10 protein-coding genes are annotated in these 11,349 nt (G+C 67.2%); 5 read left to right on the top strand and 5 right to left on the bottom strand.

What is annotated here, in order from left to right; translation table 11 throughout:
• Positions 1-4: 4 nt before the first annotated feature.
• Positions 5-904, bottom strand: coding sequence for an alpha/beta hydrolase (locus AC3FOF_RS35995; RefSeq protein WP_488729327.1), 900 nt, complete (start codon positions 902-904; stop codon positions 5-7).
• Positions 905-1,030: 126 nt separating this feature from the next.
• Entirely contained in the window at positions 1,031-1,834 is an 804-nt protein-coding gene (locus AC3FOF_RS35990) for an AraC family transcriptional regulator (protein ID WP_488729326.1), read from the bottom strand.
• Positions 1,835-2,249: 415 nt separating this feature from the next.
• Between AC3FOF_RS35990 and AC3FOF_RS35985 the strand changes: the two genes are divergently transcribed.
• The 3 genes from AC3FOF_RS35985 (at position 2,250) to AC3FOF_RS35975 (ending at position 5,366) form a co-directional block, all read left to right on the top strand.
• Complete coding sequence (locus AC3FOF_RS35985) at positions 2,250-3,161, top strand: LysR family transcriptional regulator (protein ID WP_276263262.1); 912 nt, start codon at positions 2,250-2,252, stop codon at positions 3,159-3,161.
• Between the two features lie 163 nt (positions 3,162-3,324).
• Positions 3,325-4,032 (top strand): DUF4286 family protein, encoded by a 708-nt coding sequence (locus AC3FOF_RS35980; protein WP_017228106.1) that lies wholly within the window; start codon positions 3,325-3,327, stop codon positions 4,030-4,032.
• Positions 4,033-4,106: 74 nt separating this feature from the next.
• Positions 4,107-5,366: an MFS transporter gene (locus AC3FOF_RS35975; protein WP_276263267.1), complete on the top strand. Its 1,260-nt coding sequence runs from the start codon at positions 4,107-4,109 to the stop codon at positions 5,364-5,366.
• On the opposite strand, the gene AC3FOF_RS35970 is transcribed toward AC3FOF_RS35975, so the two are convergent.
• The 3 genes from AC3FOF_RS35970 to AC3FOF_RS35960 form a co-directional block, all read right to left on the bottom strand.
• A complete protein-coding gene (locus AC3FOF_RS35970; RefSeq protein ID WP_017228104.1) occupies positions 5,363-6,073 on the bottom strand; it encodes a GntR family transcriptional regulator in 711 nt (236 codons plus the stop codon). The two genes, AC3FOF_RS35975 and AC3FOF_RS35970, sit on opposite strands and share 4 nt — an antisense overlap.
• A gap of 184 nt (positions 6,074-6,257) precedes the next feature.
• Positions 6,258-7,229, bottom strand: a complete 972-nt coding sequence (locus tag AC3FOF_RS35965; RefSeq protein WP_017228103.1) for a tripartite tricarboxylate transporter substrate-binding protein — start codon at positions 7,227-7,229, stop codon at positions 6,258-6,260.
• A gap of 114 nt (positions 7,230-7,343) precedes the next feature.
• A complete protein-coding gene (locus AC3FOF_RS35960; protein WP_488729325.1) occupies positions 7,344-8,705 on the bottom strand; it encodes a class-II fumarase/aspartase family protein in 1,362 nt (453 codons plus the stop codon).
• A 273-nt stretch (positions 8,706-8,978) separates the two neighbouring features.
• Here AC3FOF_RS35960 and AC3FOF_RS35955 point away from each other — a divergent pair, with 273 nt between their 5' ends.
• Together AC3FOF_RS35955 and AC3FOF_RS35950 are read left to right on the top strand one after the other, a co-directional pair.
• Positions 8,979-9,716, top strand: coding sequence for a GntR family transcriptional regulator (locus AC3FOF_RS35955; protein WP_488729324.1), 738 nt, complete (start codon positions 8,979-8,981; stop codon positions 9,714-9,716).
• Positions 9,717-9,825: 109 nt separating this feature from the next.
• On the top strand, positions 9,826-11,319 hold the full coding sequence (locus AC3FOF_RS35950) for a fumarate hydratase (RefSeq protein WP_488729323.1): 1,494 nt from the start codon (positions 9,826-9,828) through the stop codon (positions 11,317-11,319).
• The last annotated feature ends 30 nt before the right edge of the window (positions 11,320-11,349 follow it).

Genomic DNA, 11,349 nt, shown 5'->3' with positions numbered 1-11,349 from the left:
TTCCTTACGGCTTGAGATGCTGCGCGAACCAGTCTTGCGCGGCCTGGCTGGTGGTCTCGAAATGCTCCAGGTAGGGCGTGAAGTGCCCGCCTGGAATCATCAGCAGCTGCTTGGGTTCCAGGGCTTGTGCATAGGCCGCCAGGCACAGGTCGGTGGCGGTCAGCAGGTCGCGGTCGGCCACGATCATCAGCAGCGGCGTGGGGCTGATGCGGGCAATGTGGATGCCTGGCTCGTTCTCGCGCGCGAGTTCGGCGCTGCGCAGCGTTACCTCGTTGCGCCAGTTCGGCGCGAAGGGCGCGGTGTCCGTGAAGAACTTGCAGCTGTCGGCGCCCCCCATGGCGCAGGCGACGGCCGGATCCGCGCTGACGGCCGGCAGCATGGCCGGCGGTTCGCCCCGGAAGCGTGCCAGCCGGTCGGCCTCGAAGCGCGCGAGCGCGGCCGGCACCAGGTCGGCGCGGGTGCGGCGCAGGGCCGAGGCGTACCCGCTGATCTGCGGCACCTGCGACACTACGCAACGCACGCGCCGGTCGAGCGCGGCGACTTCGATCACATGGCCGCCGCTGTAGCTGGTGCCCCAGATGCCGATGCGTTCGTGCGCGATGTCGTCGCGGCTGCACAGGTAGGTGATGGCATCGCGGTAGCCGCGCCTTTGCAGCACCGGGTCCACTTCCTGCCGGGGCGTGCCGTCGCTGTCGCCGAAGTTGCGATGGTCGTAGACCAGCACGGCAAAGCCCGCCGCGGCGAACACCTCCGCGTAGCGGTCCAGGTACTGTTCCTTGACCGCGGAAAAGCCGTGGGCCATCACGATGGCGGGGTGGGGCCCCGCGTGCGTGCCCCGGGGGGCATACAGCCACCCGCGCAGGGCCACGCCTTCGGAGATGAATTCGATGTTGGAACGTGTCATGTCCAGATCCTAGTTGTCGTGTGGTGCCCGCCGCTTGCTGCTGTTCGCCGCTTGCCTGCCGCGAAGGGCCATGCACGCAACGATACGCCCGGCCCGGCGGCGCGTCTGCGCCGGCCAGGCCACTCTTTACGCCGGATCGGACATCCTGAAGTACTGGCTTGGCGTGGTGCCCGTATAGCGGCGGAACATGGCGGCGAAGGCGCCGGGCGTGTCATAGCCCAGCTCCGCCGCGATGGTGGCAACGGGCTCTCCCGCGGCCAGTCGCGGCAGCGCGTACAGCAGGCGTGCCTGCTGGCGCCAGTGCACGAAGGAGACCCCCGTATGCGCCTGGAACAGGCGTGCCAGCGTGCGGCTCGAGGCGCCGGCCTCCAGCGCCCATTCGGCCAGTGTGCGCGGGTCGGCGGGATTGTCGCGCAGGGCGTCGCAGATGCGCGCCAGGCGCCGGTCCTGGCTGGCCGGCAGCGGCAAAGCCTGTTCCGGCGACCATTCGAGCTCGTCCAGCAACACGCGCATCAGCCGGTCCTCGCGGCCGCCCGGTGCGTGGTCCAGCGGCAGCGATGCCGCGCGCAGAACCAGTTCGCGCAGCAACGGCGAAACATTGACCAGGCGGGGCTGCGCGGGCGTGGCGGCGGGGCAGGTTTCGGGCCGGATATAAAGCGTGCGCAGCGACACGGCGCCGCGGGCGCGCATGCCGTGCTCCAGGCCGGGCGGCATCCAGAGCGCGCGCTGCGTCGGCAGCAGCCACAGGGCGTGGCCCGCCGTGACCTCGATCACGCCGGCCACCGCATAGATCAGTTGCGCGCGTTCGTGCCGGTGCGCGGCCACCACGAAGCCGTCGGGGAATTCCTTGGGCATGACCGCCGCGGGGCGGGCGGCGTGCTGGTAGTCGAGCGGGTTGGTGCTCTTGGGCGCCGGCTTGCCGGCAGGCATGCTGCTTCCGGCCGGGATGGCTTGTTTGCGCGCTCGGGGCATGGCGTACGCTGCGGGGAAACGTGAGATGGACTGCCGCGCATTGTACGCAGCGCAGGTGCTGCGCCTGCACCACCCCGGCAAAAAACGCGTCGGCGTCGCCGTCGACGCTGGCGGCGCGGTAAGTCCGGCCGGGCATGCCTGTCCTAGGGAATGCCACTAGAGCACTGGCGTGGAATTTGCATAAAAATCCATCTGAGGATGTTGTGAAATTTCACTGACTGGAAAAATATGCTGATATCGTCACTATTTCAACCTTGCCAGAGGCGGCATTGACGCGGCTGCCGCACCGCAACGGTGCGCTCGAGCGGCAAAACCTGGGGCGCGGGCTGCCGCCCGGTGCGCGGGAGCGCGGTAATGCCGGGAGCCTGGGGCCATGAATACCCGCTTTGTCGAAGCCTTCATGTGGGTGGCCAGGCTCGGCAGCTTTCGCGCCGCGGCCGAGAAGCTGCACATCACCCAGGCCGCGATGTCCAACCGGATCGCTTCGCTGGAGCAGGAGATCGGCGCGCGCGTGTTCGAGCGCGAGGCGCGCGACCTGCGGCTGACGCCGGTGGGCCTGCGGCTGCTTGGCTATGGCGAACGCCTGCTGGAACTGCAGCGGGAAATCATGGTGCTCGGGCGCTCCGGCAACGAATTGCTCGGGCTGGTCCGCATCGGTGCCATCGAGAGCGTGGTGCATACCTGGCTGGTGGATTTCCTGCGCCATCTGCAATCGTCCTATCCCGGCATCGAAGTACAGATCACCTCCGAGACCACCGCGGGCCTGCACAAGACCTTGCGCGCCGGTGGCATCGATATCGCCTTGCAGACCGATTCCGCGGTCGGAGAGGACATTGTCAGCACGCCCTGCCTGCCGATGGCCATCGGCTGGGTCGGCCCGCCGGGGCCAGCGCTGCCGGGCGAAGGGAAGCTGCTGACGCTGCTGCAGCGCCCGACCATCACCATGAGCCCGGGATCGCAGCCGCACGTGGCGCTCAAGGAGTTGTACCGCAAGGCCGGGTTGCCGGTGGGCAAGGTGCATTGCGTCAGTTCGATCGCGGCCATCGTACGGCTGGTGAAAGGCGGCTTCGGCAATGCGCTGATGCCGCTGGCGCCGGTGCGCGAAGAAGTGGAGCGCGGCGAGCTGCGGGTGATTGCCTGCGACATGCCGCTGCCGCATCAGCGGCTTGTGGTCAGCCATCTCGATCATGCCGCATCGGAAGCGATACGCCTGGTGGCGGAGCTTGCCTGCCGCGAATCGGATCGCTTCGTACGTTCGCTGCCTGCACCATTTGCGCCGGAGTGAAGGGCTGCCGCGCGCTACGCTGGTGCGCGCGCAGTGGGGTTGAACAGCGGGATCGAACAGAAAAACTGATCGAAAACACGAAGAAAAACCCGTTTGTCGCGCGCGCCGATCGCGCCGATCATCGAATCACTTCCAGAGATTGGCATGGTAACCGGAGAGTTTGATGAGCGAGCGTATTGCAACCGAGGCAACCGAGAATTTTGCGACCGAGAGCACGGCGAGGATGTCCCCGCACGGCATGCTGTTCGTCGCGTCGAATGTGGATGCGGCCGACGAGGCCGATTTCAATCAATGGTACGACCGCGAACACGTGGAAGAGCGCGCCCGCATCGAAGGCTTTATCTCGGCCGCGCGCTATGAAGCGGTGCAGGGCGGGCCCAAGTATCTCGGGCTCTACCGCACCGGGTCGCTCTCGGCCTTCACGTCCGCGGCATACAAGGCGGCCTTTCGCCGGCAGACGCCCTGGTCCGTCGCCAACCTCGACCGCATGCGCCAGCCGATGCGCCGCGTGAGCGAAGTCACCGCGTCGGTGGGGCAGGGCAGCGGCAGCTGGCTGGCCGTGCTGCCGCTGGCGCAGCCGGAGGATCCGCTGGCGCTGGTCGACCAGATTGCCGAGGTGGGCGGCGAGCTTTCCGCGCAGGCCGGTTTCGTGCAGTCGTACCTGCTGATGCCCGATGCGGAACTGAGCCAGCCCCTGCCCAGGGAAAGCCTGGCGGACCGGCAACTCCTCCCCATCCTGGTGATCGAGAGCAGCGCCGAAACCGCAAGCGCCCTGGCGCTGCGGGAAGCGGCAAAACGCCTCGACGCCCTGCCGCAGCAAGCCGCCCGCTACATCCTCAAATGGAAGCTCTTCGCCAAGGAACTGGTGTGATGAACAGCACGATCTCCCCCGCACAAAGCCCGGCCGGCGCGCTCGATGCCGCCGCCGGCGCCGCCAAGCCGAAGATGGGCCGCCTGGCCGCGGCCAGCACCATCGGCACCACGCTGGAATGGTACGACTTCACCGTCTACAACCTGATGGCCGCGCTGGTCTTCAACGTGGTCTTCTTTCCCTCGTTCGATCCGCTGACCGGCACCATCCTGGCGTTCTCCACCTACGCGGTGGGCTATGTGTCCCGCCCGCTCGGCGGCGTGCTGTTCGGGCATCTCGGCGACAAGCTGGGCCGGCGCTTCGTGCTGGTCGCCACGCTGATCCTGATGGGCGTGGCCACCGGCCTGATGGGGGTATTGCCCACGTACCAGGTGCTGGGCATCTGGAGCCCGGTCCTGCTGGTGGCGCTGCGTTTCCTGCAAGGCGCGGCCATTGGCGGCGAATGGGCCGGGGCGGTGCTGCTGTCGATGGAGCATGGCGCGCAGCACGAGCGCGGGCGCAACGCGTCCTTCACCCAGGTCGGTCCGTCGTGCGGCACGCTGCTGGGCACCGGCTTTATCGCCATCGTGTCGCTGTGGCTCAGCCCCGAGGATTTCCAGTCGTGGGGCTGGCGCATTCCCTTCCTGTCCAGCGTGCTGCTGGTCCTGTTCGGGCTGTGGCTGCGCAAGGGCGTCGAGGAAACGCCGCTGTTCAAGGAGATGGAAGCGCGAAAGAACACGGCCAGGACGCCCATCAAGGACGTGTTCGTGGATCACTGGCGGCGCCTGTTGGTGGCCGGCGGCGTGCGCATCGGCTCGGACGTGCTCTATGCGCTGGTGGTGGTGTTTACACTGACCTACGTGACCAGCGTGCTGCACCTGTCCCGGCCGCTGGCGCTGAGCGCGACCATGATCGGCGCGGCGTGCAATGCCATCGCGGTGCCGCTGTTCGGCAGCCTGTCGGACAAGCTCGGCCGGCGTCCGGTGTATATCGCCGGGGCCTTGCTGGGGGTGGTGTGGGCCTTCGTGTTCTTCCGCCTGATGGACACGGCGCAGCCCTTGCAGATCTGCGCGGCGGTGGTGGTCGGCCTGATCATCCACGCCATGATGTACGGCCCGCAGGCGGCCTTCGTGACCGAGCAGTTTCCCACGCGGGTGCGTTACGCCGGTTCATCGCTGGCCTATACGCTGGCGGGCATCCTGGGCGGCGGCTTCGCGCCGCTGATCATCGCCAGCCTGTACAAGTCGTACGCCTCGACGCTGGCGATTTCGCTCTATGTCAGCGCCGCGCTGGCGGTCACGCTGGGCGCGCTGCTGATCGCCCGCGAAACCGCGAAAAAGCCGCTCGAAAGCTAACTCGCGTCCGCCGCCTCGAAGACCGTTTCGCGGCGGCCCTGCAGCAGGGATTGGCGGAAGGACAGCACGTGCGCCGTGACCGCGCTGGCCGCCGCCGTGGCATCGCCGTCGCGCAGCGCCTGCAGGATGGCGCGGTGCTCGCCGCTGACCTCCGCCAGGTGCCCCTCCGACGACAGTGAAATGGCCCAGAAGCGCTGGGAGCGCGCATGCAGCACCTTGAGGATTTCGATCAGGATCGGATTGCCCGACGCCTGCGCGATCTGCTCATGGAACACGCGGTCCAGGTTGGTGACCTGCTGCAGGTTGCGCGCGGCAACGGCCGTGTCCAGCTCCCGCAGGATGCTTTCGAGCGCCTGCAGGCCAGCGGGGGTGATGTGCTCGGCGGCCAGCCTGGCGCATAGCGTTTCATTGGCCAGCCGGACATCGATCAGGTGCAGCGCGTCGTCGATGGACAGCGGCGACACCACCACGCCCTTGCGCGGCAGGATCTGCACCAGCCCTTCGTTGGCGAGCCGGTGCAGCGCCTGGTTGATGGGGGTACGGCCGATATCGAGATCGTCGACCAGGTTGGAGATATTGAGGTGCTCGCCAGGACGGTAGACCAGCGCGGTCAGCCGGTCCCGCAGGCCGTTATAGGCCAGCTCGTTCTGCGATGGTTCCTCGGTCCTGGTCCGGGCGCGCGATGAGCCGGCGCTACGGCGATCCACTGATGGCAAAGCTCTCTCCCGACTACGCGGCGATGCGTCAAGGGCGTAATCGTACTACCAAAAGCGGATGAGAACCCTGAGCGGAAAGACCAGGCATGGTCTTTCCGGTGCGGCTACGGCGTCCTGCCGAGCGCCGCCGGGTTTGAGGCGCAACGCTGGCGGTGGGCCTGACGGCGTGCCGTCCTTATTCGAGCCTGATGTCGGCCGCGGTGATCACGGTCTTCCACTTGGCGACCTCCGCCGCGGTGTGCTGGGTCAGCGACGCGGACTTGTAGGCGGCGTCCGGCAGCAGCTGGATGCCCTGTTCGGCGAGCTTCTTCGAGAACTCCGGGTCCGCGATGGCCTTCGAGAAGGCCGCATAATTGCGGGCAATCACGTCCCTGGGCGTGCCCTTGGGCGCGTACAGTCCGTACCAGGTGGAGGCCTCGAAGTTCGGCACCACGCTCTCCGCCACCGTGGGCACATTGGCGAACTGCGGCACCCGCTGCCTGGCCGTTTGCGCAATGGCGGCGACCTTGCCGCCCTTGACCTGGGGCAGGGCGGTGTTGGTCTGGTCGAACATGCCGTCCACCTGCCCGCCCATGACATCGGTCAGCGCCGGGCCAGCGCCTTTGTACGAGATGAAGGTCACCTTGATCTTCGCCTGCTGGGCGAACATCGCGGCCACCAGATGGGAAGTGGAGCCCACGCCCGCGTTGCCGAAGTTCAGCTTGCCCGGATTGGCGCTGGCGAAGGCAACCAGTTCCTGCACGGTCTTGAATTTCGAGTTGGCGCCCACCAGCAGGACCAGCGGCGTGTCGGGGAAGCGGAACACGCCATCGAAGTCCTTGACGGGGTCGTAGGGCAGCTTTTTGTACAGCGACGGCGCGGCGGCCATATAGCCCATGTGCCCGACCAGGAAGGTATAGCCATCGGGCGTGGCCTTGGCTGCCTTGCCGGCGCCGATGGTGCCGCCGGCGCCAGCCACGTTCTCGATCAATACCGGCTGGCCGAGGTCGCGCCCGACGCGCTCCGCGATGTTGCGGGCAAGCGCGTCGGTGGGGCCGCCGGCCGCGAACGGCACGATCCACGTAATGGGGCGGGCGGGGTAGCCTTGCGCCAGGGCGCCGGTGGATAGTGCCAGCAGCGCCAGCATGGCGCCCGGTTTCTTGTTCATGATTGTCTCCATCACCAGGGTTGATTCGCTTTTCGGCGGGGCGCGATGCTTCCAGGCTCCCACGCCTGCTCGACAGACTTGTTTCTTCAACGAACCGCAGACTCGGGACGCTGTCTAGCGGCCCGCGAGCACGGTGTCCTTCACCACCGCCAGCGCCATCCGCTCCGCCGCGCCCAGGTAGTTGGCGGGATCGGTCAGGTAGCGGATCTGCGGCTCGCCGAGCCGGGCCACGATGTCCTGGTTCTCGCACAGCACCGCGTACAGGCTGCGCTTGTGCTCGATGGCATGGCGGCAGGCGTCGTACACCACATCGTGGGCCTGCTGGCGGCCGATGGCGGGAGCCAGGCCCATCATCACGGCCTCGGCCACGATCAGCCCGCCGGTGAGGTCGAGGTTGTCGCGCATGCGGGTGACATCCACCGACAAGCCCTTGAGCATGAAGGCCGCCTGGCCCAGCGCGCTCGATGCCAGCAGGAAGCTCTCCGGTACCGCGCTCCATTCCAGGTGCCACGGACCGGTGGCTCGTTCGAAGTCCTGGATCATGGCGTCGAGCATCAGCGCGGCGCGCTCGCGCAGCAGCTTGGCGGCGGCCAGCATCAGTTCGCTGGAGATCGGGTTGCGCTTTTGCGGCATGGTGGAACTGGCGCCGCGGCCTTCCACGAAGGGTTCGGCCACCTCGCCGAACTCCGACGAGGCCATGGTCATCACGTCGAAGGCGATCTTGCCGAGCGAGCCGCCGATGGCGGCCAGCAGGCTGACCAGTTCAGTCAGGCCGTCGCGCGCCACGTGCCAGGTAATGCTCGGGTCGCGCAGGCCAAGCTCGGCAGCCAGGTTGGCGCGCACCGTCAGGCCGATATCGGAACCGCCCAGCGAGGCGAGCGTGCCGGCGGCACCGCCGAACTCGACCAGCAGCGCGCGCTCCCTGGCCTGGGCCAGGCGCTCGGCATGGCGGTTCAGCGACGACAGCCAGACGGCGGCGCGGAAACCGAAGGTGACCGGCAGCGCATGCTGCAGATGCGTGCGCCCGGCCGTGACGGTGCGCGCATGCCTTGCCGCCAGATCCTTCAGTGCGCTGCGCACCTCGTCCAGCTGGGTTTGGATGATGGCCACCGCGGCCTTGCACTGGAGCATGGTCGCCGTATCCATGATGTCCTGCGTGGTGGCGCCCCAGTGCACATAGCGGCCAGCCTCGCCGCACATCTCGCTCAACTGGCGCACCAGCGGCAGGATGGGATAGCCGACGATCTCCGTCTCGGCGCGCATGGCGTCGAGATCGATCCTGTCCAGGCGGGCGCACTCCGTGATGGCGTGGGCCGCCTCGGGCGGAATCAGGCCGGCCTTGGCCTGCGCCCGGGCCAGCGCGGTCTCGGCGTCGATGCAGCGCGCGACATAGGCGCGATCGTCGAAGACGGCGCGCATCTGCGGTGTGCCGAACATGTCGCGGAAAAGGACGGAGTCGAAGACGGTAGTAGCCATGAATGAAATATCCGGAAAAAAAGAGCCTGAAAATCAAGTTGGTTCAGTCGGTTCAGCCGGCGCGGGATGGGCTTCGATGAGCACGGCCATCGCGGTCTCCTGTATATGTCTAGTAATTTAATATGTTTAAACATATTTTAGGAAGACGGAGATAGCCCGTCAAGCCGGACTGGCATCTGGTTTACCCTTTACGCTTGGCTTGTACGCCGCCAGGCGCTAGCATTTGCTGCGCCTTATGCACAAAAGCACATTGACCGATCATTCAGGGAATCCATGGAGCCACGCCACGCCGAGTTGACCAAGGCGCTTATTCACGACATCACGAGCGGGGTTTATCCGGTCGGGTCGAGCTTGCCGGGTGAGCTCGAACTTGCCGAGAAACACGGCGTCAGCCGCGGCACCGTACGGGTGGCGCTGATGCGAATCCAGGAGCTGGGGCTGGTTTCGCGCAAGAAACGCGCCGGCACGCGGGTCGAAGCCGCCACCCCGCGCAGCAGCGAATACACGCCCAAGCTGTCCACCATCGACGAGCTGGTGCAATACGGCGCGGCCACCCAGCGGGTCATCCACGGCGCGCACGAGATCGTGATGGACATCGAGCTGGCGAGCCGCCTGGGTTGCCAGCCCGGCACGCGCTGGCTGCATATCGAGACTTCCCGTACCAACCCCGAGGTGCCGGCCCATCCGCTGTCATGGTCGGATGTCTATGTCACTGCGGCCGACGGCGCGAAGATCCGCAGGCAGCTCAAGACGGATACAAGGCTGATCTCCGATCTGGTTGGCGAATCGACTGGCAGGCTGGTCAAGGAAGTGCGCCAGACGGTACGCGCCGTCGGCGTACCCGCGGCGCTGGCCGAGGTGCTCGGCACTGCGCCGGATGCCCATGCGCTGGAATTCGTGCGGCAGTATTTCGACCAGTCCGATCGTTTGTTCGAGGTGGTGGTGAGCGTTCATCCGGCCGACCGGTTCACGTATTCGACGGTGCTGCAACGGCAGGGCGGAGCGGGCTAGGACGCCGCGCGGCAGGTTTTTGCGTTTGCCCATGGCAGGCTGGCTGTGTCATTATGTATAAACATATTGACCCGCACCGGGACCTGCCTCCGCTCCGCCTTCCGCCGCCATGACCGTGATCTTCCAGGAAGACGTCGTCGATACCATTGCCGACGCGCTCCAGTACATCAGCTACTACCATCCCGCCGATTTCGTCGAGGCGCTCAAGCGCGCATTCGCGGCCGAGCCTGCGGGCGCGGCGCGCGACGCCATCGAGCAACTGCTGGTCAACAGCCGCATGAGCGCCGAGGGTCACCGGCCGATCTGCCAGGACACCGGCGTGGCGCAGGTCTTCATGACGGTGGGCATGAACGTGCAGTTTGCCGCGCGCGACGGCGCCGCCTTGCTGTCCGTGCAGCAGATGGTCGACGCGGCGGTGCGCCAGGGCTACACGCATGGCGCCAACCCCCTGCGCGCCACCATGGTCGGCTCGGCCTTGGGCGAGCGGCGCAACACCGGCGACAACACGCCGGGTTTCCTGCAGCTGGAACTGGTGCCGGGCGATACCGTGAAAATGACCGTGGTGGCGAAGGGTGGTGGCGGCGACGTCAAGGCGAAGTTCGCCACGCTCAACCCCAGTGACTCGCTGCTTGACTGGATCCTTGCCGCCATCCCGCAGATGGGCGCTGGCTGGTGCCCGCCTGGCGTGCTGGGCGTAGGCGTGGGCGGCACGCCCGAGCAGGCCATGCTCGCCGCCAAGCGCGCCTTGTTCAGCCCGATCGATATCCACGAGTTGCGGGCGCGAGGGGCGGGGAATGAAGCCGAGCGCCTTCGGCTGGCATTGTTCGATCGCATCAATGGCCTCGGCATCGGCGCGCAAGGGCTGGGCGGCCTGGCCACGGTGCTCGATGTGAAGGTGGCCGCCTTGCCGTGCCACGCCGCCACCTTGCCGGTGGCGCTGATTCCCAACTGCGCCGCGACGCGCTTTGTCACGGTGACGCTGGACGGCTCGGGCCCCGCGCTATTGAAGCCGCCACCTGCCGATACCTGGGCCGATATTCCGCGCGCGCTCACAGCCAGGCCGGGGCGCGTGGTCGACCTGGATCGTCTTGACGCCGCTGAGGTCGCCCAATGGCAGGTTGGCGAGACGCTGCGGCTGCGTGGCCGGCTGCTGACCGCCCGCGATGCCGCGCACAAACGGCTGGCGGCCATGCTGGACGCCGGCGAGCCGCTGCCGGTGCCGCTGCGCAACCGCGCGATCTACTACGTGGGCCCGGTCGATGCGGTGGGCGACGAGGCGGTCGGGCCGGCCGGGCCCACGACCGCCACGCGCATGGACAAGTTCGTGCCGCAACTGCTGGAACAGACCGGCTTGCTGGTCATGATCGGCAAGGCCGAGCGCGGCCAGCGGGCGATCGAGGCGATTCGCCGCCATGGCGCCGCCTACCTGATCGCGGTGGGCGGGGCGGCCTACCTGATCTCGAAGGCCATCCGCAAGGCGCGCGTGCTGGCTTTCCCGGAGTTGGGCATGGAGGCCATCTATGAGTTCGAAGTGGAGGACATGCCCGCCACGGTGGCGGTGGACGCGCGTGGCCGCACCATTCACAGGATTACGGGAGGATAAGCCGTGCGGCTCGAAGGCACCGGCACCTGG

The organism is Cupriavidus sp. 96C5-1 (assembly GCF_057798855.1).
Note: the sequence above shows the minus strand (reverse complement) of the source record. Positions and strands in the feature narration are given on the sequence as shown.